This window comes from Telluria sp. ZB4P37 (genome assembly GCF_059685855.1).
Genome location: NZ_JCASID010000015.1, coordinates 19,428 through 41,310, shown reverse-complemented (window position 1 = coordinate 41,310; position 21,883 = coordinate 19,428). Strand labels below are relative to the sequence as shown.

Sequence of the window (21,883 nt, the reverse complement as noted above, 5' to 3'; positions counted from 1 at the left end):
TTTTCATTTCTGGCGCACCCTTGACGCGCATCCTGGCCACGCCATGCTGCGCGACACCTGCCGAATGTGCACTTGCGGTATGCGCATCATCGCGCTTATCATTGGCCGCTCAATCCAGACAGTTACCATACAGACACTACGGCGTTGAACCGCCGACAGGCTCGCAAGCATGTATGATGCGCGTGGCCGACCGGCCAAGCCGGGCCCCACACTATATATAAGCAAGTACGAAAAACTATGACCAAATCCCTCATCATCGCCGAGAAGCCGTCGGTCGCGAACGACATCGCGAAGACGCTGGGCGGCTTCACCAAGCACGATGAGTATTTCGAATCCGACGAATATGTGTTGTCGTCGGCCGTCGGCCACCTGCTCGAGATCGCGGTGCCGGAAGAATACGACGTCAAGCGCGGCAAGTGGAGCTTTACCCATCTGCCGATGATCCCGCCGTATTTCGCGCTGAACCCGATCGCCAAGACCGAGTCGCGCCTCAAGGTGCTGAACAAGCTGATCAAGCGTAAGGACGTCACCACCCTGATCAACGCATGCGACGCGGGCCGCGAAGGAGAACTGATCTTCCGCCTGATCGCGCAGAACGCCAAGGCCAAGCAGCCGGTCAAGCGCCTGTGGCTGCAGTCGATGACGGCCAATGCGATCCGCGAAGGCTTCAAGCAGCTGCGCACCGATGACGAAATGCTGCCGCTGGCCGATGCCGCGCGCTGCCGCTCGGAAGCCGACTGGCTGATCGGCATCAACGGCACCCGCGCCATGACCGCCTTCAACTCGAAAGAGGGCGGCTTCTACCTGACCACCGTGGGCCGCGTGCAGACGCCGACCCTGTCAATCGTGGTCGAGCGCGAAGAGAAGATCAAGAAATTCGTCTCGCGCGACTACTGGGAAGTGCGCGCCGAATTCGTGTGCGCGGCCGGCGTCTATGAAGGCCGCTGGCTCGACCAGGCGTTCAAGAAGGACGAGAACGACCCGGAAAAGCGCGCCGAGCGCCTGTGGAGCAAGGCTGCCGCCGATTCGATCGCGGCTGCCTGTCGCGGCAAGCAGGGCGTGGTCACCGAGGAATCGAAGCCGACCACCTCGATGGCGCCGGCGCTGTTCGACCTGACCAGTTTGCAGCGCGAGGCCAACGGCCGCTTCGGCTTCTCGGCCAAGAACACGCTGGGCCTGGCCCAGGCGCTGTACGAGAAGCACAAGGTGCTGACCTATCCGCGTACCGACTCGCGCCACCTGCCGGAAGACTACGTCCAGACCGTCAAGGACACGATGGGTGCGCTGGCCGACACCAACAACTACAACCAGTTCGCCAAGCAGGTCACCAAGAACGGCTGGGTCAAGCCAAACAAGCGCATCTTCGATAACACCAAGATCTCGGATCACTTCGCGATCATCCCGACCGGCGTGGTGCCGAAGAACCTGACCGAGCCGGAACAGAAGCTCTACGACCTGGTCACGCGCCGCTTTCTGGCCGTGTTCTTCCCGCCGGCCGAGTTCCTGGTCACGACCCGCTACACCGAAGTGTCGGGCCACCAGTTCAAGACCGAAGGCAAGGTCATGACCAATCCGGGCTGGCTGGCGGTGTATGGCAAGGAATCCCAGACCGACGACAAGGATGGCGCCAACCTGGTGCCGGTGCAGAAGGGCGAGAAGGTCCTGACCGACAAGATCACCGCGAATGGCCTGGTCACCAAGCCGCCTGCACGCTACTCCGAAGCGACGCTGCTGTCGGCGATGGAAGGCGCGGGCAAGCTGGTCGACTCCGACGAGCTGCGCGACGCCATGGCCGGCAAGGGCCTGGGCACGCCGGCCACGCGCGCTGCCATCATCGAAGGCCTGCTGACCGAGAAATACCTGATCCGCGAAGGCCGCGAGCTGATCCCGACGGCGAAAGCCTCGCAGCTCATGACGCTGCTGCGCGGCCTGGGCGTGAACGAACTGACCGCCCCCGAGCTCACCGGCGAATGGGAATTCAAGCTGTCGCAGATGGAGAAGGGCAAGATCTCGCGCGAGGAATTCATGCGCGAGATCGCGCAGATGACCCAGATTATCGTCAAGCGCGCCAAGGAATACAGCAACGACACCATCCCCGGCGATTACGCTACCCTGCAGACGCCGTGCCCGAACTGCAGCGGCGTGGTCAAGGAAAACTACCGGCGCTTTGCCTGCACCAAGTGCGAATTCTCGATGTCGAAGACGCCGGGCAGCCGCCAGTTCGAGATCAATGAAGTCGAAGAGCTGCTGAAGAACCGCACCATCGGTCCGCTGCAGGGTTTCCGTTCCAAGATGGGTCGTCCGTTCGCGGCTATCCTGCGTATCGTGCGTGACGAAGAGATCAAGAACTTCAAGCTCGAATTCGACTTCGGCCAGGACCAGGAAGGCGAGGAAGGCGAGGGCGTGGACTTCACCGGCCAGACCGCGCTGGGCCCGTGCCCGAAGTGCGCGGCAGGCGTGTTCGAGATGGGCCTGGCCTATGTGTGCGAGCACAGCATGGCCAAGCCGAAGACCTGTGACTTCCGCAGCGGACGCATCATCCTGCAGCAGGAAATCCTGCCGGAACAGATGGCCAAGCTGCTGGTGGACGGCAAGACCGACCTGCTGCCGGGCTTCGTGTCGCAGCGTACGCGCCGCGCGTTCAAGGCCTTCCTGGTGCGCGGCAAGGACGGCAAGGTCAGCTTCGAGTTCGAGGAGCGCAAGGCCAAGCCGGGGGCCAAGCCCAAGGCGGGTGCTGCCGATGGCGCCGACGGTGCCGAAGGCGAGGGCGCGGCGCCGGTGAAGGCGGCGCGCAAGGCGCCGGCCAAGGCCAAGGCTGCGGCCAAGCCGGCAGCCAAGAAGGCGGCGGCGCGCAAACCGGCGGCCAAGAAGATTGCGACGGCGCTGAAGAAATAAGCAGCACTGCTCCATCGAAAAACGCGAACCTGAGGGTTCGCGTTTTTTTTTGCACCCGCGGTTTCCGCCTTCGCCGGGGCGATGCTGGTGAGGGGTGGATCATTTCGCAGCCGGCGACTTCGACCATGACCGTTACCCTAAAACCGTCATTCCCGCCACTGGCGGCAATGACGCCCGGCCGAGTCCTGCGCACACCCCCCATCGCCATTTTATTCGCCACGCAAAGCGTGCATTCCCTACAACAGCTTGTACTACCAGTAAGCAATATTTTTCTTTCCAGTATCACTTCTTCAAGTAATAATCAGGCAAGCCCTTAAAGCTTGAAGTTTTATCATGTGGCCTGCCCGGTCCCCGGGCATTACTCTTATAACTATTTATTTGTCTGAACCCATGAAGCTCTCCGACCTGAAAATCGCGACCCGGCTGTATCTCGGCTACGGCATCCTGATCGGCATCACCGGCATCGTCGTCGCCATCGCCTATGCGAACGTTTCCGCGCTCGATTCCGCCACCGATGCGAACGTGCGCACCTACCAGTCACTGGTCGAGGTCGACGGGGCGATGCAGGCGCTGGTCAATATCGAAACCGGCGAGCGCGGCTACGCCCTGACCGGCCAGGAAGGCGCGCTCCAGCCTTATCTTGCGGGCAAGCAGGCCTTCGGCCAGCACATCGACATGGCGCTGGCGCTCATGGGCGACAACGAGGTCCAGCAGGAGCGCCTGAAGCAGCTTGCAGGGCACCAGCGCACCTGGCTGGCCCAGGCCATCGATCCCGTGATCGCCCTGCGCCGCGCGGCGGTGGGCGACGACCTGGCGGCGGTGGTCGCCATGGTCCAGGCAGGCAAGGGCAAGGCCGGCATGGATGCGATGCGCGGTCTGGTCGAACAGATCCGCGCGACCGAACACGGCCTGCTGGCGCAGCGCGAAGAGGCGATCGTCGTCGCCCGCTCGGCCATGCGCCGCACCCTGGTCGGCGGCGGCATGATTGCGGCCGTGCTGGCGGTCTTCATGGCCTACCAGCTGGGCCGCAACATCAGTATCCCGCTGCGCCGCGCCGTCACGCTGGCCGAGCGCGTGGCGAAGGGCGACCTGACCGCCGAGGTCAAGGTGCGCACCAATGACGAAGCAGGCGAACTGATGGCCGCACTCAAGGCCATGAACGCCTCGCTGGTGGCGATCGTCTCGAAGGTCAGGGCCGGCACCGGGGCGATCGAAATCGCCGCCCAGGAAATCTCGGCCGGCAACCAGGACCTGTCTGCACGCACCGAGCAGCAGGCCGGTTCGCTGGAAGAGACGGCGTCATCGATGGAAGAGCTGACCTCGACCGTCAGACAGAACGCCGACAATGCGCGCCAGGCCAAGCAGCTGGCCGCGAGCGCAGCCGACACCGCCCTGCGCGGCGGCGAAGTGGTGGCCGAAGTGGTGGTGACCATGGACTCGATCAACCAGGCCTCGCGCAAGATCGCCGACATCATCACCGTCATCGACGGCATCGCCTTCCAGACCAATATCCTGGCGCTCAACGCCGCAGTCGAGGCGGCGCGGGCGGGCGAGCAGGGACGCGGCTTCGCCGTCGTGGCCGGCGAAGTGCGCAACCTGGCGCAGCGCTCGGCGGCCGCGGCCCGGGAAATCAAGGGATTGATCGGCGACTCGGTGTCGCGCGTGGAAGCCGGCTCGCGCCTGGTGGACCAGGCCGGCCGCACCATGGACGAAGTGGTGGCGAGCGTCAAGCGCGTCTCGGACATCATCGGCGAGATCGCCGCGGCCAGCCAGGAACAGCGCCACGGCATCGAGCAGGTGAACCAGTCGATCGTGCAGATGGACCAGGTGACCCAGCAGAACGCTGCGCTGGTCGAGCAGGCCGCCGCCGCCGCGGCCGCGATGCGCGAACAGGCCAGCGGGCTGGCCCAGCTGGTGGGGACCTTCCAGCTGGCGCAGGAGGCGCCGGCAAAACTGTCGCTGCGACAGTCCATGGTCAATGCGGTACTGCCACATCGACGCCCCGCAGTGGAAGCCAAGCGGGACATCGTTTCGATGGTGCCCGAGGTCGTTACAACAGAATGAGACTCAGTCGGAAGCGCCAGAAAAGTACAACTCGATGGCGTACATGACATAAAAAATCCGGGCCACAGCGTCAAGTCAGGAACAGCCAATGCAACCAGAAAAAACTTCAGCAGTTCGGTTTTTCAGCTCACCGTTGCAGTATGTCATTCCCGTTTTCCAGCGCGGATACGTATGGAGGCTGGAAAAGCAAGTGGCACCATTGTGGGCCGATATTGAAGAACGGGCAGAAACCTGGATCCATCGCCAGGAGGTATATAAGGAATTACGCCCGGCGAAGACGGCAGCTGTATTACGCGCCCTTGAGGTGGCGGAACGAACAGCAAAGCATGAGTGGCGAGCCGCCGCGACAGTCGACGAGCTCAGCGTCGAACACATCTTGCCGCAAGGATGGGCGGGGACGACCCATTATCCTCTGGCGAACGAATCAGACGAAGAATTAGCCCTACGAAATCTGGCTGTCCAGTGCTTCGGAAACCTTACCCTGTTGACGCAAAATTTGAATAGTGCAGTCAGCAACGGGCCATTCCTCGATACACGCTCGCACAAAGATGACAAAATTGTCGAAGGCAAAAAGACACAAATATGCAAATATGCAAATACAGCCTGCTTAATCTGAATGCCTATCTGCAAAGTAAAGGGAGCTGGAGCGAGGCAGACATTGCGGAACGCGGCGACGTGTTGCTCGGCCGGGCAATGAAGGTATGGCCTCTACCAAGCTGGACTGCATGACTGATTGCATAACGTACCTTCGATCGTCACAAGCATAAAGCTGGCTGCATGCAAAAGATTCTGGGCATCATCCTGTTGCTGGCCTTGGGAGCGTATGCAGCGGCCTGCCTTGCGCTGTTTCTGCTGCAGCGTTCGCTGATCTATTTTCCGCCCCGATCCGCAGCCTTCGAGGCTCCCAGGGTCTCGGCGCTTGCCGTCCCCGGCGCTACCATTAAGGTCTCGGAACGGCCTGCTCCAGGCAGCAAGGCGCTCATTTACCTAGGCGGGAACGCCGAAGACGTCAGCGTCAGCCTGCCGCTGCTGGACCATGCCTATCCGGATCGTTCCCTTTACCTGCTGCACTATCGCGGCTATGCCGGCAGCACCGGCTACCCGGCGGAAGACGCGCTGGTGGCCGATGCGCTGGCGCTGTTGGACCAGCTGGCGGGCAAGCATGATGACATCGTGGTGCTTGGGCGCAGCCTGGGCGCCGCCGTAGCGGTGCAGATAGCCGGCCGGCGTCCGGTGAGCAAGCTGGTGCTGGTGACGCCCTTCGACAGCCTGCGCGGGCTCGCCGCCCGGCAGTTCCCGTATTTCCCGGTGCGCTGGCTGCTGCGCGACAGCTACGACACCTGGCGCCATGCGCCGCAAGTGAAGGCGCCGACCCTGATCGTTGCCGCCTCGGACGACGAGATCATCCCGGCCCACAGCACGCAGCGGCTGCTGGCGCATTTCAACGAGGGCGTGGCGACCATGCAGGTGATTCCGGAAACCGGGCATAACTCGATCTCGGACAGTCCGGATTATCTGCGCGCGTTGCATTGGGCTAAATAGGCATTGCTAAACCACTTCAATTTCAGAGATGGATGGTGCACGTCTCTTGCAGAGCCAGATCATACGGCTCCCGTTCGGAAAGAAGGCGAGACATGATGCACGCACCTTACGCTCATATTCGCTGCGATCTATTCACACAGTTATTGAATAACACGTTTCCTCCAATATTCTTGATTTCCGCCATGCGATGCAATTCAAATGCTAGGCGCCGATGAGATTCTTAAAGTCGAGACGGACGCGTGTGCCTTGCCCTGTGGGGAATTCATAAGTCCATGCACGACCATTTCCCTCAACCTGTCCGCCTCTCCGTTCGCTGAAGACGTTCAATGATCAAACTGCACTACGCTTTCATTGCGGAACAGGGCAGTCAGTTCGTCGGTGCGGAGCACGCCGCAGAGTAATAAAAAAACCGCGGTCGGGCCGCGGTTTTTTCATGATGCCCACATGGCGCGTCTGGAAGCTTACTCCTGCCACTCCTGCAGCGCGCGGATGGCCGCTTCGCCGTTGCGGATCGCCTTCACGCGGCGCACGACTTCGTTGCGCCAGGCTTCGTCCGCGTCCTCGTCGAGACCATCGATATCCTGAAGCAGTAGACGCACCAGCGTATGTTTTTCCTCTTCGCTCAGCAGCTGGATCTTTTCAGCGATCTCGGCAACCACGTTTGACATGATGATCCTTCGAATAAACAGTGGTTCGATAATAACGTGAGAATCAAAGGTTGTCGACTGGAACCATGTTGTCTGTTGGTTTTCTGTCAATAAGCTTATTGTCGGGATCGATGCCGGCCCGCGCCGGACGGGCATTCACGACCAGCGTCACGGTCTGCGCCGCCCGGTCGACCAGGCGCCGCTCGCGTACCAAAGGGTTGCCGTTGCGGTCGTCGACGCCGAATTCGATGTAATCCTTCAACGGCGCCGGCTTCTCGTCGCCCAGCTCGCCCGCGCGCACCTTGCCGGCGCGGGCCTTGATCGTCACCTCGAACTTGCCGTCCTTGCGCTGGCGCGCGACCGCGGTGTCGGCGCGGTTCTCGTACAGGACAATCGATTCGAACAGGTCGCTCACCAGGTAGGCCTTATCTAGCGGCGCCACGGCGCGCAGGGCGTCCACCAGCACCGTGACGCTGGGATAGGGTGCGCCCTTGAGCGCGTGCTGCGCCAGCAGGCCGCGCAGCGCGCCGTTGACGGTGTCTTCGCCCAGCAGGTCCTGCAGCAGGTAGAGCGCCAGGCCGCCCTTGCGGTAGTGGACGTAATCCTGGTTCTCGTTCTGCGCCAGTGGCAGTTCCTTGCGGCGCTCCATCGCGCGGCCCATCAGGTAGGCGTCGAGGTTGTAGCGCAGGAAGCGGCGCATCTTCTGTGCGCCCACAGTGCGCTTCATGACCATCAGCGCCGTGTATTCGGACAGGCTCTCCGACAGCGCGCTGGCGCCGCGGGTGTTGGCGCCCACCAGCTGGTGGCCCCACCATTGGTGCGCCGTTTCGTGCGCGCTGACGTAGAACGGGTAATCGATGTCCTTGGGCGAATCGCTGTCGATGCGCGCGATGAAGCCCATGCTTTCCGAGAACGGGATGGTGCCCGGGAAGGCTTGCGCATAGCCCGCGTAGCGCGGGAACTCGACGATGCGCAGCTCGCGGAAGGGGTAGGGGCCGAAGCGGCGCGAGGCGTAGTCCAGCCCTGCCTGGGCGCCGCGGATCATGCGCTCGACATTGTAGTCGTGGCCCGGGTGGTAATACACGTCGATGGTCACGTCCTGCCAGCGGTCGTGGCGCACTTCATACCTGGCCGACTGGAAGGCGTAGAAGTTCAGGATCGGCCGGTCCATCCGGTAGTGGAAGCGGCGGCGGCCCTTGTCCATCCATTCCCGTTCCAGCGTGCCCGGTGCGATCGCGACCTGGTCCGGGGTGGTGCTGACGGTGGCTTCGAAGCCGATCCAGTCGGCGTCCACGCCCAGGCCGTTGTTGGCGCGCCCGGCCGCGTCGTCGTGCGCGGCCATCGCGGCCCTCGGCGGCAAGCCATGGCGCTTGCGGTCGCGGTCGTCCAGCAGCTCGACCGCCGGCTGGTAGCCGATGCGCGGCATCACGTCGTTGGTGAAGAAGCTGCCGTTGCCCACCACCGGCGTCTCGCTGCCCAGTCCCAGCAGGCCGCGTGGCGCGTAGCCCAGGCCGAAGGCCAGCGCCATGCGCCCACCCGGCTGCAAAGGCGTCGCCAGGCGATAATGATAGAAGCCGCGCTCTGGGTCGCCGGCTACCTGCCGGGCCGGCCGCGAGAAGCGCACCGAGAGGGTCGCGCCGCGCTGCTGGTAGAGGACGATATCGGAGACCGGCTTGCCGCTACGGTTCTCGAGCTGGTAGACGCCCTTGACGCCAAGCCTGCGGTGTTCCGGGCGGATATCGACGTCGAGTTTCACGCCGGTGATGCGCGGCTGCGCTAGTTGCGCAAAGCGGCGGTAGCGCTGCTCGTATTCGGCGCGCGTTTTTTCCACCTGCACCGTGGTCTGGTAGCCGCCGGCGCACAGTTCATACGCCAGCAGAGCCCCGGTGCCCGCGAACACCACCAGCCCGAGGCCGAAGCCCGCCAGCACCGGCACGGACAGGTTGCGGCGCGCCAGGCGCAGGCGCTCGCGCCAGCCGCTGTCCACGCCGCGCGCCCACAGCACGCGCGCCGCCACCATCAGCATCAAGGCCAGGCCGGCCCAGTAGAGCTGGAACAGGTGCTCGCGTACCAGGTAATGGCCGAAGCCGTTCATCGCCGAATAGGTGAAGGGCGGGGTATAGCCGTAGACCAGCATCGGGTGGTCCAGCCCATAGCCCTGGGCGGTGCCGGCGATCAGGTACAGGGCGATCAGGATGAAATAGGCCAGGTATTTATTGTTGACGATGACCTGCATGGCGATCGCCACCACCGCCAGCAGAGCGTACTGCGGCAGCAGCACGGTGAACAGGAAGCGCAGGTAGAGGCCAGGTTCAAGCCCGAAATAGCCCTTGAACAGCTGGATCAGCATGCCCACCACCATCGCCATGAACAGCAGCAGCGCCTGCAGGCTGATGAGCGCCAGCGTCTTGCCCCCCAAGGGCAGCCAGGTCGGCGCGGGCAGGGCGTCGAGCATCTGCGACATGCGCGCCTCGCGCTCGCGCCATACGAGTTCGCCCGCGAACAGCGTGGTCACCACCAGCATGTACAGCTCGAACACGTCGCGGATCAGCTCCAGCACCATGTAGGTGACCGGCTGCGTGGAGGTGCCGTAGATGGAACCGAGGTCGATGGCGCTGGCCGCCAGGATCAGGCCGCCGGCGAGGGCCAGCGCCAGGAAGTAGATGTTCTTGGTGGCTTCGCGCAGGTTGTACCAGGCCGACTTGACGAGCAGGAAGGCCAGGCTGCGGTGCGCGAAGTCCGGCGCTTCGCGCGTGTTCGCCGCGGCATGCGACAGCGGCGCCGGCGTTTCTTCAGGCGCCAGCACCTGGCCCTTCTTGTGGCGCGGGTCGATGCTGCCCGTGGTATGGAAGCGCCAGTAGCCCAGCAGCAGGACGGTCAGGCCAAACGCCACCCAGCCCAGGCGGTTGACCAGGAATACGCCCTCCAGGAGGACGGGCCGGCTATTGCGCTCGGCGATCGGCCAGTATTCGGTGAGGCGGATCAGCGCCGTGGTGCCGAAGGGGTCGATCAGCGCGGCAAAGGTCTTGTAATCGAGGTCGCGCGCCAGCGAAGGCGCGATGATGTAGCCGATCATCATGACGATGCTGGCCACGTAGACCGGCAGCATGCGACGCGACAGTGCAGCCAGCACCCAGAACAGGGCGCCGAAGATGAAGGTGTTGGGCAGCAGCGTGAACAGGTAGGGCAGCAGGTAGGTCGACAGCGGGGCCGGGCCCAGGCGGTCGGCTTCCACGCCCGGGATGAAGCTGCCCAGCCAGGCGCCCAGCACGATGCTCGACAGGATCACCGCCAGCGTGGCGTAGGCCCCCAGGAAGCGCCCCAGCACATAGTGGTGCTTGCGGATCGGCGCGCTGAAGAAGAAATGGTGCATGTCGTACTCGAAGTCCTGCTGCACCGAGCGGCCCATCACGGCCGCCACCACGATCACCCCGAAGCAGCCGAGGAAGGAGGCGGTCAGCGCGACCTGGCGCGGCCCGTTGATCAGGAGCCGGCCGCCGAAGGTGACCATGGCGTCGCGGAACACGCCGCCGGCCGCCGCCATCCACAGCAGCGCCAGCGCCAGGAACATGCCGAAATAGATCCAGGTCGAGAGCAGGCGCAGGCGCTGGGTCGCCTCGAAGCGGGCGATGGCGAAGAGCGGGCTCATTGCTTCAGCAAGTCGCTGCCGCTGCGTTGTGGCGGCCGGCGATGGTGGCGAAATACACGTCGTCCAGGCTGGCGCGGGCCGGCTCGAATCCGTCGCCCGGGTCGCTCTCGGCATACACGTGGATCAGGGTGCGGCCGGTGAGCAGGCGGGTGGAAATCACCTGGTGGCGCTTCTGGAACAGCGGCAGCTCCTGGCGGGTGACGAAGCGCGCCCAGATATAGTCTTCGATCTCGTAGGTCAGGTCTTGCGGGTCGCCGCACAGCAGCACGTGACCCTTGTTGATGATGGCCATGTTGGCGCACAAATCGGCCACGTCGGACACGATGTGGGTCGACAGGATGACGGTCTTGTCCTCCCCGATCTCGGACAGCAGGTTATGGAAGCGCACCCGTTCCTGCGGGTCCAGGCCGGCGGTGGGCTCGTCGACGATGATCAGGCGCGGGTCCCCGAGCAGCGCCTGGGCGATGCCGAAGCGCTGGCGCATGCCGCCGGAATAGGTGCCGAGGCGCTGCTTGCGCACTTCCCAGAGATTGGTCTGCTGCAGCAGGCCGTCGACCACCTCGCGCCGGCGGCCCTTGTGCGACAGACCCTTGAGCTGGGCGAAATGGTCGAGCAGTTCGTAAGCGGTCACTTTCGGGTAGACGCCGAAATCCTGCGGCAGGTAGCCGAGCATGCGGCGCACCTCGTCCTTCTCGTCGAGGACATCGATATCGTCCAGGAAGACCGAGCCGGAATCGCATTCCTGCAGCGTGGCGAGGATACGCATCAGCGTCGACTTGCCGGCGCCGTTCGGGCCGAGCAGGCCGAACATCCCGGCGGGGATGGTCAGCGTGACACGGTCGAGCGCCACCACGCCATTGGCGTAAGTCTTCGACAGATTGCGGATACGTAATTCCATGCTTGCTCCATGACGCCACAACAATGTACGCGTGTAAACTTCCTTCAACACTTGCATTGTATTAAATTGTCTCGCCATCTGTGGCCTCTCTGCGACGCACGGACAATTCAATGGTCCAGACTGCATAATCCGGTGATAGGGCGCACCAGTAGTTTCTGTATGCAAACATTGCTCGCCTTGGCGACTGAAACGTGGATAATGACGGCATGAACAAAGTCATCCAGGACAAGCTGCTGGCATTGATGCGCGAAGGCCGCGACCGGGGCGAGGCGACCGACTGGTTCCGGGTCGGGCTGGGGCTGTACTACCTGGCCGGCCTGATGACCCAGGAAGAGATCGACTTCAAGGTGGTCGACCGCGCGTTCAACCGCTTCATTTACCACTCGCTGGGCAAGGGTCACAGCATCGCCAGCGTGCTGCAGTACATGAGCGGCGAGAAGGTGATGCCGACCGTGGAGTCCGCGCGTTTTACGCAAGCCTTCCGCCGCCACTGCCCGGACCTGCCCATCGAATCGATTCCCTTCCTGCTCGAGCTGAACCTGGGCGTGGCGAAGAACATCTCGGGGCTCGAGCCGGATGGCCCGCTGGCCGACTGGGTGGTGCGCCAGAAGGCGCTGGCCCCAGGGCAGGGCAGCGCCTGAGCAAACGCCAAGCCGGGCGTCGCCGCCCGGGCGCTGCGCCTATAATGATGTTTTCGGATTCTGCATCGATCACACCATGAGCGCTTACCGTTCCAACTCTCCCCTCGACAGCCTGATCACCGGTTTCGACAAGGCCCTGCGCGTGGTGGGCGGCGTGGCCGCCTCCTCGCGCCCGAACCCGGGCATGCATGCCACCGACTGCGAACTGAGCGACGAGGAGCGCCGCCACAGCGCGGGCCTGATGCGCGTGAACCACGTCGGCGAAGTCTGCGCCCAGGCGCTGTACGACGCGCAGGCGCGCTTCGGCAAGAGCGACACGATCCGCGCCCAGTTCAAGAAATCGGCGCGCGAGGAAGAAGACCACCTGGCCTGGACCGCCGAACGCTTGTCGGAACTGGGCTCGCAGCCGAGCATCCTCAATCCGCTGTGGTATGCCGGCTCGTATGTGATGGGCAGCATCGCGGCCAAGCTGGGCGACCCGCACAGCCTGGGCTTCGTGGTCGAGACCGAGCGCCAGGTCGAGGCCCATCTGGACAATCATCTCGAACAGCTGCCGCCGCAGGATGCGAAATCGCGCGCGATCGTCGAGCAGATGCGGGTCGATGAAATCGCCCACGGCGCGTCGGCGCAGGCGCTGGGCGCCTCCGAGATGCCGGCGCCGGTGCGGATGGCGATGACGGCGATGTCGAAGGTGATGACGACGACGGCGTATCACATTTGATAGGGCCCGCGGCGTATGAACCGTCGTACCCGCGAAGGCGGGTACCCAATTTTGTGTGCGTTACGGCTGCTCGACGAACTTGGATTCCCGCCTGCGCGGGGAAGTCATTGCCCCCAGTGGGGGCAATGACGGTCTTGAAGCTAGGGGCCAGGTTTTAGCTCGCGTGAAACCTGCGCTCAAACCTCGACGATCTCGATCGAATGCGTAATCTCCGCCGTTTTCGCCAGCATGATCGACGCCGAGCAGTACTTGTCGTGCGATAGCGTCACCGCGCGCTCCACCGCCGCCGGCTTGAGGTTGCGTCCCGTGACCGTGAAGTGGAAGTTAATCTTCGTGAACACCTTCGGGTCGGTTTCCGCGCGCTCGGCCTGCAGCGTGACGTCGCAGCCGCGCACGTCCTCGCGGCCGCGCTTGAGAATCAGGACCACGTCGTAGGCGGTGCAGCCGCCGGTGCCTACCAACACCATCTCCATCGGGCGCGGCGCCAGGTTGTGGCCGCCGGCCTCGGGCGCGCCATCCATCGCCACCATGTGGCCGGTGCCGGTTTCGGCGCGAAAACTCATGCCCGACGGGCCGTTCCAGCTGACTTTCACTTCCATTCGATTTCTCCGCTATTGAACCAGTGCCGGTGATTGTAAGGCAGCTGGGGCGCCCTTGCCGGCACCCCGCGGATTGGACTTCTACAGCGCTTACACCGCCAGCACGTAGCGCTCGCTCTTCATGCGCCAGCTGGCGAAGGCCACGATCAGCAGCGCCGGCAGCGCCGAGCACAGGAAGGTCAGCAGGAAGGGCAGGGCGCCGAGGTCGCCGCCCTTGGACAGTTCCTTGATCAGGGTCTGGTTCGACAGCATCGGCACCGCATACATCCACAGTGCGGTCTTGAGGTCGAGGAAGGACACGATGATGCCCGGGACGATCGGCAGGATGATCACGAAGCTCAGGATGGTCTGCGCTTCCTTGAAGGTCTTGGAATTCATGGCCAGCGCCACGTACAGGGCGCCCGCCAGCAGCGACAGCGGCGCCGTCACCATGCAGACCAGCGCCAGGTCGCCCCAGCCCAGGCTCCAGGACATGCCGATCTCCTCGAGGGGCAGCCACATGAGCATGATGTGGGCCAGCACCAGTTCCAGGGTCACGCCGACCACGCCCAGCAGGCTGGCCGCCAGCCACTTGCCGCCGATGAGCTCCCAGGTGTGCGCGGGCTGCGCCATCAGCACTTCGAGCGAGCGGCGTTCGCGCTCGCCGGCGGTGCTGTCGACCGAGGCCGACATGGTCAGCATGAAGGCCGGCAGGAACAGCACGCCCATGATGCTTCCGACCAGCATGGCCGAGCGCGAGGCGTTGGTGCCGGTGTCGTAGCGCTGCACGTGGATCGGCGTGAGCGCCGCAGGCGAGACGCCATGCGCCAGCAGGCGCGCGCTGGCCACGTTCGAGCCGTAGGCATCGAGCACGTCCTGCACTTCGCGGCGCTGCGAATTGCTCTCGGCGGCCGAGTCGTACCAGACCTCGACCCGGGCCGGGCGCATCGCATAGTAGTTCTCGCTGAAGTCGTCCGGCAGGCGCAGCACCGCCGCCACCTTCTTGGTGCGCAGCAGTTCGCCGATGGCCACTTCGTCCATCGGCGCGGTGTCCTTGACGGTGATGTTCTTCTGGCCCAGCTGGGCCATCAGGGTCGGGGCGCGGGCAGCCCCGATCACCGCCAGGTCGACGCCTTCGCGCTCGGTCTTGGTGCTTTTTTCGATCAGCTGGTGCATCGTCAGGCCGATGATCAGCGGGTACAGCAGCGTGAACATGGCGAGCATGCCCAGCGTGCGCTTGTCGCGCAGGGTTTCGCGCAATTCCTTGAGGTAGACGATCAGCAGCCGGGATTTCATGCGATTCCTTCTTCGGTGCCGACCAGGCTGACGAAGGCGTCTTCCAGGTTGGCGATGCCGGTGCGCCGGCACAGTTCTTCGGGCGATCCCTGGGCCACGGTGTGGCCGCCGGCGATGACGATCACGTCTTCGCACAGGGCGGTGACTTCCTGCATCACGTGGGTGGCCATGATCACGCAGCAGCCGTCGGCGCGCAGCGCGCCCAGGGCGGTGCGCAGGGCGCGCGTGCTCATGACGTCCAGCCCGCGGCTCGGTTCATCGAGCAGCAGGTGGCGCGGCCGGTGCAGCAGGGTGCGCGCCAGCGCGACCTTGATGCGCTGGCCCTGCGAGAAGCCCTTGCTGCGGCGCGCCAGGATGTCTTCCATGCCGAGCAGCGCGGATACTTCATCGATGCGCCGGCCGATGGCGGGGCCGTCCATGCCATTGAGCTCGCCGAAATAGGTGAGGTATTCGCGGGTGGAGAGGCGCTCGTAGAGCCCGAACTGGTCGGTCAGGAAGCCGATTGAGCGGCGTACCGTCATCGGGTCTTTTTCCGGGTCGACGCCGTCGATCGAGATGCTGCCGTGGTCGCGCTTGAGCAGCCCGACCAGGGTGCGCAGCAGGGTGGTCTTGCCGGCGCCGTTGGGGCCGAGCAGCGCGGTGATCTGGCCATCGCGCGCGGTGAAGCTGACGCCGCCCAGCGCCTTGACGGCGCCGAACTGTTTGCGTACATCGTGGACTTCAATCATGTCTGTCGCCTTAAGGTTGCGGGCCGGCGCTGCCGAGCTGGAAGGTGGGAGCCGGGATCTCGTTCAGGCATGTCGCGTCGAGCGTGGCCTGCGGCTTGTCGAGGAATGCGCGCAGCAGGCGCGGGGCGCAGCCCAGTTGCGAGACGCCATGGCCGGCATTGGCCACGACCACCTGCTGGGCATGCGTCATGTATTTGGCGGCGGTGGCGGCGCGGTGCGGCGGCGTGACCGGATCGAGTGCGCCGGACAGCAGCAGGGCCGGGGTCGCGATCGGGGCCGGCGTACGGTAAGCCACGGCCGGCACGTTCATCGCCTTGCACACGGCCGGCATCTTGTCGGCCAGGGTCTTGGTCAGCTGGCCGGCATCGGACTTGAGCAGCTCGGGCGTGATGCGCGGGACGTCTTCGGCGCAGACCACCGCCAGGTGCATCAGCATCGCCATGTTGCCTTCGGCGCCGAAGTCGCTGGCCAGGTTCTGGCGCGCCACGAAAGGCTGCCAGCGGCCCTGGGCGGCGTTTTGCACCAGGAAGGGCAGGCGGCGTGCGTCAGCGGGCGAATACAGGATGTTGTGCACGGTGCCGAGGAAGCGCGCCGAGGTCATCGACAGCGCGAGCGGTTTCGCGGTGCGCGGATCGGTGATCGACAGGCTGATCGGGCCGGCGGCGAGTTTCGCCACCAGGGCGTCGAAGTCGGCGCGCACGGTCGGGAAGGCCTTGTTGCAGGCGGCATCCCTGGCGCACAGCGCGAAGGTCTTGTCGAGCGCGGCCTGGGCGTCACGGGCGCCGGCCGGGATCACCTGGTCGGGCGCGGCAACGCCATCGAGCACGATGCTGCGCAGGCTGGCCGGGTACAGGCGCGCATAGGCCTGGCCCAGGCGGGTGCCGTAGGAGGCGCCCCAGACGTTGACGGCGCCGTAACCGAGCGCGCGGCGCACCAGTTCGATGTCGCGCGCGGCGGCATCGGTGGTGTAGGCGCTCCAGGGCGCCTTGTTGGCGGCGATGCAGGCGCGCAGCTCGCCTTCGAGCTGCTCTTCGGTCATGGTCTCGTGCTCGGGCTTGTTCTTGCAATCGAGCTTGCCCGACAGGCCGGTGCCGCGCTGGTCGATGAAGACGATGTCGCGGGTGGCGCGCACCCGGCCGAAGGCCAGCGTGAGCAGCTGCACCACGTCGCTGCCGGCCTGGCCGGGGCCGCCGGCCAGCACGAACAGCGGGTCGCCCCGGGTGCCGTCGCGGTGGGCGGGCGCCACGGCGACGTGCAGCTTCATGCTGCCGGCGCGCGGGTTGGCGTGGTCGACCGGGACGTTGAGAGAAACGCAGCGCAGCGCATCGGTGGCGCCGGGCAGGTGGCAGCTGCGGGTCGCGGCGGGGGCAGGCTTGGCTGCAGGGCCGGCGGGCGTGGCGCCGGTGGGCGCTGCCGCGGTGGCGGTGGATGCCGCCAGCCAGAAGGCGGCGGCGGGCAGGAACGATCTTGTCTTCACACTATCTCCTCAGGGGTTGCCTGCATAGTAGGTTGTCATCGTTTTGCCGGTCAATAACTTAGTTGCACCCTCGCACGAAATTATGCGAGAGGGCTTGATTGGCGCGGAAGCGGGCAGGGTCGGCAGGCGAGGGAGCGGAAAAAGCCACAGCAGGCCGGCATGCGGATTGACGCCTCTACCGTGGATCGGCTATCATCGTGGGCTTTCCCTTTGCTCGGGGAAGATAATAAGGCAGAGTCCGCTGCAGCAAGGGCGGAACCACCACAGTGAGCACTTTTAATTAGGAAGTCAACATGAAAACTTTTTCCGCTAAGGGCCATGAAGTCCAGCGCGACTGGTTTGTGATTGACGCGACGGACTTGGTCCTCGGACGTGTTGCCAGCGAAGTGGCACTCCGACTGCGCGGCAAACACAAGCCAGAATTCACTCCGCACGTCGACACCGGTGACTTTATCGTCGTCATCAACGCAGGCAAGCTGCGCGTGACCGGCACCAAGGCCACCAACAAGACGTACTACCGTCACTCGGGCTACCCGGGCGGTATCTACGAAACCAACTTCCTGAAAATGCAACAGCGCTTCCCGGGCCGTGCCCTGGAAAAAGCTGTCAAAGGCATGCTGCCGAAGGGCCCGCTGGGCTATGCAATGATCAAGAAGCTGAAAGTGTACGCGGAAGGTTCGCACCCGCACGCAGCACAGCAACCACAAGCACTGACCCTCTAAGGAACTGACATGATCGGTAACTACAACTACGGCACCGGCCGTCGCAAGAGTGCAGTCGCTCGCGTGTTCATCAAAGCGGGCACCGGCCTGATCATCGTGAACGGCAAGCCTGCGAACGAATACTTCTCGCGCGAAACCGGCCTGATGGTCATCCGCCAGCCGCTGGAACTGACCGGCAACGTCGAGCGTTTTGACATCAAGGTCAACGTGCACGGCGGTGGCGAGTCGGGCCAGGCAGGCGCCGTCCGTCACGGCATCACCCGCGCACTGATCGACTACGACGCAGGCCTCAAGGGCGACCTGGCACGTGCCGGTTTCGTCACCCGTGACGCCCGTGAAGTCGAGCGTAAGAAAGTCGGCCTGCGTAAAGCACGCCGCGCAAAGCAGTTCTCGAAGCGTTAATTTCGACTTCGACAGCGGCGCCAAGCCGCTGCTGCGAAAAAGCCGTCCTCCGCAAGGTGGGCGGTTTTTTGTTTTCCGGGCCGGTTTTTTTGCAAGATTCATCCTTATTCGCGCATATTCATCTTCCAAGTCTTGCATGAATGGCCAAGAATACGGCCTTTCCATTGATGTTCAGGAAAGGTTTGCGATGAATTTTGGAGAAAGACTCAAGCAGCTCAGGACCGACAAAGGCCTGACCCAGCCGCAGTTTGCGCAGGCGGCGGGCATCGAGCAGTCCTACCTGTCGAAGCTGGAAAACGACAAGTCGGTACCCTCGGCCGATATGTTTTCCACCATCCTGGCCGGTCTTGGCGTGGACGAGGCGAGGTTCTTGAGCGGAGTCGACCGGGACGTGCTGGCCACGACGCTGCGCCATATCCCGGCAGTCACCCAGTTTACCGCCAGTACGGTGGCCGTACAGGTGAACCATACGAAGCAATGGCTGTACGGTTCGGCGGCGGCGTGGATCCTCGGATTCGCCATGATGCTGGCGGCCAATGACGGCATCTTCTTTTCAAACAAGCTCTACAAGTACACCTCTCCCGGTGTACTGCGCGCCGGCGAGGCGGAAAACATCTTCCAGAACTACAAGGAGATCCTGACGCTCAAGATGCTGGCCCAGACCATCACGCATGCCGACGTGGCGAAGCAGCTGGAAGCGTTCCAGTCCGACCGGGTCCGGCCGGTGACGGTGGAATGGCCAGCCAGCCGCGGCACTGTGTATACCGAACAGGTGGAAAACGGCCGGCGCCGCTTCGATCTGGTCGATACCACCCATGTGCAGGCGCCGGGCAACCGCATCCTGCAATTCCTCGGCGCGATCGTGATCCTGTGCGGATTCGTCGGCCTGTTCATCGAATGGCGGCTGCGCCGCCTGAGAAACACACTGCGTTCATCACGCTGAAGGAAACGCATGTCCCAGCTCCGAACTTTCCTCGCCGGCGCCACCACCATGGCCGCCGCCCTGACCGCCGTCGTGGTCCTCACCGGCGCCACCGATCCCGGACGCCGCGCCAGCTTCGACGAAATCACCGTCGGGCGCATCAACATCGTCGAGCCGGACGGCACCAGACGCCTCATCCTGTCCAACAAGGCGCAGTTCCCCGGCGACTTCCAGCAGGGCAAGGAAGGCGCGCGCCCGGACCGGCGCTCCTTCGCCGGCATCCTGTTCATCAACGAAGAAGGCACGGAAAACGGCGGCCTGATCCAGAAAGGCAGTATCGGCCCGGATGGCAAGATCTCGTCCGGCCTGTCGCTGACCTTCGACCGTTTCCGCCAGGACCAGGCCCTGCAGCTCATGAACAACGACAGCGCCAGCCACCAGATGACCGGCATCCGGATCAACGACGTGCCGCATTTCCAGCGCACCTCGATGGACGACATGAAACGCTTCAGCGAGGAAGGCGGCAAGCTGCCGGCGGCGGAGCAGGATGTGTATTGGAAGAAACTGTCTGCGGAAGGGCGCCTGAGCGAAAACCGCATCTGGCTCGGCAATACCCGCGACAAGGGCTCGGCCCTGCAATTGAAGGATGCCAAGGGGCGCACGCGCATGATGCTGCTGGTCGCCGCCGACGGCAAGGCAGAGATCCAGATGCTGGACGAGCAGGGCAAGGTCAGCAAATCGATTAAGCCGGGCTCGACGGAATAAACCGGGGTCGGCACATGAGCAAACAATATTTGCACCCGGGGCCTGGGGTGCAAATATTGTTTGCACGGCTGCGATGCCCCGGCGCCGCCCGCGCCGCACGCATGTTTCATGACTGTTAAAATGCAGCCTCGTCCTGAAAAGGTCATTTTTACATCACGAGGAACAGAACATGATCAAAGTTGGCATCGTTGGCGGAACCGGATACACGGGCGTGGAATTGCTGCGGCTGTTGGCCGTGCGTCCCGACGTGCAGCTGACCGCGATCACCTCGCGCAAGGAAGACGGCCTGCCGGTAGCCGACATGTTCCCGTCGCTGCGCGGCGTCGTCGACCTGGCCTTCTCGAGCCCGGACAAGGCCGACCTGACCCAGTGCGACGTAGTGTTCTTCGCCACCCCGCACGGCGTGGCGATGGCGCAGGCCCCGGCGCTGCTGGCGGCCGGCGTTAAGGTGATCGACCTGGCGGCCGACTTCCGCCTGAAGGACCAGGCCACGTTCGAGAAGTGGTACAAGATCCCGCACACCGCGCCCGAGCTGCTCGAGGAAGCCGTGTACGGCCTGCCGGAACTGAACCGCGAAGCGATCAAGGGCGCGCGCCTGATCGCCAACCCGGGATGCTACCCGACCACGATGCAGCTGGGCTTCTACCCGCTGCTCAAGGCCGGCGTCATCGATGCGGGCAACCTGATCGCCGACGCGAAATCGGGCGTCTCTGGCGCCGGCCGCAAGGCCGAGATCGGCACGCTGTTCTCGGAGTCGAGCGACAACTTCAAGGCCTACGGCGTGAGCGGCCACCGCCACACGCCGGAAACCTCGGCCCAGCTGGCCCGCTACACCGAGCAGAAAGTCGGCCTGGTGTTCACCCCGCACCTGGTGCCGATGATCCGCGGTATGCACGCGACCCTGTACGCGCGCCTGACCAGGGACATCGACGATGCCGCCCTGCAGGCCCTGTTCGAGAACGAATACAGGGACAGCGCTTTTGTTGACGTGATGCCTTTCGGCTCGCACCCGGAAACCCGTTCGACCCGCGGCTCGAACATGCTGCGCCTGGCGGTGCATCGTCCCGATGGCGGCAATACCGTCGTCATCCTGGTGGTGCAGGACAACCTGGTGAAGGGTGCTTCCGGCCAGGCCGTGCAGTGCATGAACCTCATGTTCGGCCTGGATGAAACCACCGGCCTGAAGCAGATCGCGCTGCTGCCCTGATTCAAAGGCAGCAAGGGTGGGGCGGCTGTCCGCCATCTCACCCGGGCAAGACCAGTGGTCGCTTCAGCTGCCGTCCGCTACACCATCGGCATCGTCGTCGCTCCCCCTGCGCTTGGCGCGCGCCACGTGCGGCGCCAGCACGAACGCACAGCTGAGCAGCTGCCTGCGCTCCGGCGTGCGCGGCTGGCTCATCAGGTCACACAGGCGCAGCAACAGCGCGTTCGCTTCCTCCACCTCTTCGCTACTCATCCACGCCTTGTTCCGCGCCGCCCATAGCTGGCGCGCGGCTCCGCTCGTGACGACACCCGGCAACTCGAGCGCGTCGTCGAAATCCTGCTGCGCCACTTTCAGCATCGCACGCGTGAACTTGCGCAATGCCCGCTTGCCAGCTTCGGTATCGGTCCGATAGGCGAGCTGCAGTGCCTGCGTGCGCGCGCCGGGCAAGGCGTAGCGGCGCGCATCATCCTGGCCCTCCCCGGACTCGATGACGAGGCCGGACTTTGCGAGCAGCTTCAGGTGGTAGTACAGCCCGTCGGCGTGCCTGCCGAGCTGGAGGGACAGCTCGGCAGCGGTGACCGGTCCGCCCAGGGCGCCCAGCGTATCGACGATCTCCTGGCGGATGGGCGAGGCCAGCATCTCGATCAGGGCCGGTTCGTCCACCTGCCAATATTCATCCGGCATCATTTTCCTCGTGATGGGTTATTGTTGAAAAACTAGTATATTATTTCA

General features: G+C 64.1%; 19 protein-coding genes. 11 read left to right on the top strand and 8 right to left on the bottom strand.

The features are described 5' to 3' along the window. Positions 1-237: 237 nt before the first annotated feature. The 4 genes from AC56K1_RS19515 (at position 238) to AC56K1_RS19500 (ending at position 6,501) form a co-directional block, all read left to right on the top strand. Complete coding sequence (locus AC56K1_RS19515) at positions 238-2,895, top strand: DNA topoisomerase III (protein ID WP_497159452.1); 2,658 nt, start codon at positions 238-240, stop codon at positions 2,893-2,895. Between the two features lie 390 nt (positions 2,896-3,285). Further along, complete coding sequence (locus AC56K1_RS19510) at positions 3,286-4,959, top strand: methyl-accepting chemotaxis protein (protein WP_497159451.1); 1,674 nt, start codon at positions 3,286-3,288, stop codon at positions 4,957-4,959. A gap of 88 nt (positions 4,960-5,047) precedes the next feature. Then, positions 5,048-5,575, top strand: a complete 528-nt coding sequence (locus tag AC56K1_RS19505; RefSeq protein WP_497159450.1) for an HNH endonuclease family protein — start codon at positions 5,048-5,050, stop codon at positions 5,573-5,575. Between the two features lie 161 nt (positions 5,576-5,736). After that, entirely contained in the window at positions 5,737-6,501 is a 765-nt protein-coding gene (locus tag AC56K1_RS19500; RefSeq protein WP_497159449.1) for an alpha/beta hydrolase, read from the top strand. 461 nt (positions 6,502-6,962) lie between these two features. Here AC56K1_RS19500 and AC56K1_RS19495 read toward each other — a convergent pair whose 3' ends face one another. From AC56K1_RS19495 to AC56K1_RS19485, 3 genes are read right to left on the bottom strand one after another with little or no spacing between them, the layout of a single operon-like run. After that, the gene (locus AC56K1_RS19495; protein WP_497159448.1) at positions 6,963-7,169 is read right to left on the bottom strand and encodes an addiction module protein; all 207 of its coding nucleotides are present in this window, start codon (positions 7,167-7,169) and stop codon (positions 6,963-6,965) included. Between the two features lie 43 nt (positions 7,170-7,212). After that, complete coding sequence (locus AC56K1_RS19490; RefSeq protein ID WP_497159447.1) at positions 7,213-10,797, bottom strand: M1 family aminopeptidase; 3,585 nt, start codon at positions 10,795-10,797, stop codon at positions 7,213-7,215. A gap of 4 nt (positions 10,798-10,801) precedes the next feature. Continuing rightward, the gene (locus AC56K1_RS19485; RefSeq protein ID WP_497159446.1) at positions 10,802-11,695 is read right to left on the bottom strand and encodes an ABC transporter ATP-binding protein; all 894 of its coding nucleotides are present in this window, start codon (positions 11,693-11,695) and stop codon (positions 10,802-10,804) included. A gap of 206 nt (positions 11,696-11,901) precedes the next feature. Between AC56K1_RS19485 and AC56K1_RS19480 the strand changes: the two genes are divergently transcribed. Together AC56K1_RS19480 and coq7 are read left to right on the top strand one after the other, a co-directional pair. Further along, entirely contained in the window at positions 11,902-12,336 is a 435-nt protein-coding gene (locus tag AC56K1_RS19480; RefSeq protein WP_497159445.1) for a hypothetical protein, read from the top strand. Positions 12,337-12,412: 76 nt separating this feature from the next. Then, the gene (coq7, locus tag AC56K1_RS19475; RefSeq protein WP_497159444.1) at positions 12,413-13,057 is read left to right on the top strand and encodes a 2-polyprenyl-3-methyl-6-methoxy-1,4-benzoquinone monooxygenase; all 645 of its coding nucleotides are present in this window, start codon (positions 12,413-12,415) and stop codon (positions 13,055-13,057) included. Positions 13,058-13,233: 176 nt separating this feature from the next. Here the strand turns inward: coq7 and AC56K1_RS19470 are convergent, their stop codons facing one another. The 4 genes from AC56K1_RS19470 to AC56K1_RS19455 all read right to left on the bottom strand — a co-directional run bounded on the left by AC56K1_RS19470 (position 13,234) and on the right by AC56K1_RS19455 (position 17,136). Next, positions 13,234-13,656 (bottom strand): OsmC family protein, encoded by a 423-nt coding sequence (locus tag AC56K1_RS19470; RefSeq protein WP_497159443.1) that lies wholly within the window; start codon positions 13,654-13,656, stop codon positions 13,234-13,236. 90 nt (positions 13,657-13,746) lie between these two features. Then, entirely contained in the window at positions 13,747-14,931 is a 1,185-nt protein-coding gene (locus AC56K1_RS19465) for an ABC transporter permease (protein ID WP_497159442.1), read from the bottom strand. Then, positions 14,928-15,659 (bottom strand): ABC transporter ATP-binding protein, encoded by a 732-nt coding sequence (locus tag AC56K1_RS19460; RefSeq protein ID WP_497159441.1) that lies wholly within the window; start codon positions 15,657-15,659, stop codon positions 14,928-14,930. Before AC56K1_RS19460 ends, AC56K1_RS19465 begins: the two co-directional genes overlap by 4 nt. Positions 15,660-15,669: 10 nt before the next feature. Next, positions 15,670-17,136 (bottom strand): alpha/beta fold hydrolase, encoded by a 1,467-nt coding sequence (locus tag AC56K1_RS19455; RefSeq protein ID WP_497159440.1) that lies wholly within the window; start codon positions 17,134-17,136, stop codon positions 15,670-15,672. Positions 17,137-17,429: 293 nt separating this feature from the next. On the opposite strand from AC56K1_RS19455, the gene rplM reads away from it, so the two are divergent. From rplM to argC, 5 genes are all read left to right on the top strand, one after another. Further along, positions 17,430-17,858 carry a 50S ribosomal protein L13 gene (rplM, locus tag AC56K1_RS19450; RefSeq protein ID WP_091874105.1) on the top strand — a complete coding sequence of 143 codons (429 nt, stop codon included), beginning with the start codon at positions 17,430-17,432 and terminating at the stop codon, positions 17,856-17,858. Between the two features lie 9 nt (positions 17,859-17,867). Further along, a complete protein-coding gene (rpsI, locus tag AC56K1_RS19445; RefSeq protein WP_259211456.1) occupies positions 17,868-18,260 on the top strand; it encodes a 30S ribosomal protein S9 in 393 nt (130 codons plus the stop codon). Continuing rightward, positions 18,193-19,203, top strand: coding sequence for a helix-turn-helix domain-containing protein (locus AC56K1_RS19440; protein WP_497159439.1), 1,011 nt, complete (start codon positions 18,193-18,195; stop codon positions 19,201-19,203). Before rpsI ends, AC56K1_RS19440 begins: the two co-directional genes overlap by 68 nt. 9 nt (positions 19,204-19,212) lie before the next feature. Further along, positions 19,213-19,947 carry a hypothetical protein gene (locus tag AC56K1_RS19435; RefSeq protein ID WP_497159438.1) on the top strand — a complete coding sequence of 245 codons (735 nt, stop codon included), beginning with the start codon at positions 19,213-19,215 and terminating at the stop codon, positions 19,945-19,947. Between the two features lie 169 nt (positions 19,948-20,116). Further along, positions 20,117-21,154, top strand: a complete 1,038-nt coding sequence (gene argC / locus AC56K1_RS19430) for an N-acetyl-gamma-glutamyl-phosphate reductase (protein WP_497159437.1) — start codon at positions 20,117-20,119, stop codon at positions 21,152-21,154. Positions 21,155-21,217: 63 nt separating this feature from the next. On the opposite strand, the gene AC56K1_RS19425 is transcribed toward argC, so the two are convergent. Next, entirely contained in the window at positions 21,218-21,838 is a 621-nt protein-coding gene (locus AC56K1_RS19425) for a winged helix-turn-helix domain-containing protein (RefSeq protein WP_497159436.1), read from the bottom strand. Positions 21,839-21,883 lie beyond the last annotated feature (45 nt).

What these genes read in the sequence shown, in the direction of transcription:
- AC56K1_RS19515 (WP_497159452.1), top strand. Translation starts at nt 238, where the DNA reads ATGACCAAATCCCTCATCATCGCCGAGAAGCCGTCGGTCGCGAACGAC.
- AC56K1_RS19510 (WP_497159451.1), top strand. Translation starts at nt 3,286, where the DNA reads ATGAAGCTCTCCGACCTGAAAATCGCGACCCGGCTGTATCTCGGCTAC.
- AC56K1_RS19505 (WP_497159450.1), top strand. Translation starts at nt 5,048, where the DNA reads ATGCAACCAGAAAAAACTTCAGCAGTTCGGTTTTTCAGCTCACCGTTG.
- AC56K1_RS19500 (WP_497159449.1), top strand. Translation starts at nt 5,737, where the DNA reads ATGCAAAAGATTCTGGGCATCATCCTGTTGCTGGCCTTGGGAGCGTAT.
- AC56K1_RS19495 (WP_497159448.1), bottom strand. Translation starts at nt 7,169, where the DNA reads ATGTCAAACGTGGTTGCCGAGATCGCTGAAAAGATCCAGCTGCTGAGC.
- AC56K1_RS19490 (WP_497159447.1), bottom strand. Translation starts at nt 10,797, where the DNA reads ATGAGCCCGCTCTTCGCCATCGCCCGCTTCGAGGCGACCCAGCGCCTG.
- AC56K1_RS19485 (WP_497159446.1), bottom strand. Translation starts at nt 11,695, where the DNA reads ATGGAATTACGTATCCGCAATCTGTCGAAGACTTACGCCAATGGCGTG.
- AC56K1_RS19480 (WP_497159445.1), top strand. Translation starts at nt 11,902, where the DNA reads ATGAACAAAGTCATCCAGGACAAGCTGCTGGCATTGATGCGCGAAGGC.
- coq7 (WP_497159444.1), top strand. Translation starts at nt 12,413, where the DNA reads ATGAGCGCTTACCGTTCCAACTCTCCCCTCGACAGCCTGATCACCGGT.
- AC56K1_RS19470 (WP_497159443.1), bottom strand. Translation starts at nt 13,656, where the DNA reads ATGGAAGTGAAAGTCAGCTGGAACGGCCCGTCGGGCATGAGTTTTCGC.
- AC56K1_RS19465 (WP_497159442.1), bottom strand. Translation starts at nt 14,931, where the DNA reads ATGAAATCCCGGCTGCTGATCGTCTACCTCAAGGAATTGCGCGAAACC.
- AC56K1_RS19460 (WP_497159441.1), bottom strand. Translation starts at nt 15,659, where the DNA reads ATGATTGAAGTCCACGATGTACGCAAACAGTTCGGCGCCGTCAAGGCG.
- rplM (WP_091874105.1), top strand. Translation starts at nt 17,430, where the DNA reads ATGAAAACTTTTTCCGCTAAGGGCCATGAAGTCCAGCGCGACTGGTTT.
- rpsI (WP_259211456.1), top strand. Translation starts at nt 17,868, where the DNA reads ATGATCGGTAACTACAACTACGGCACCGGCCGTCGCAAGAGTGCAGTC.
- AC56K1_RS19435 (WP_497159438.1), top strand. Translation starts at nt 19,213, where the DNA reads ATGTCCCAGCTCCGAACTTTCCTCGCCGGCGCCACCACCATGGCCGCC.
- argC (WP_497159437.1), top strand. Translation starts at nt 20,117, where the DNA reads ATGATCAAAGTTGGCATCGTTGGCGGAACCGGATACACGGGCGTGGAA.
- AC56K1_RS19425 (WP_497159436.1), bottom strand. Translation starts at nt 21,838, where the DNA reads ATGATGCCGGATGAATATTGGCAGGTGGACGAACCGGCCCTGATCGAG.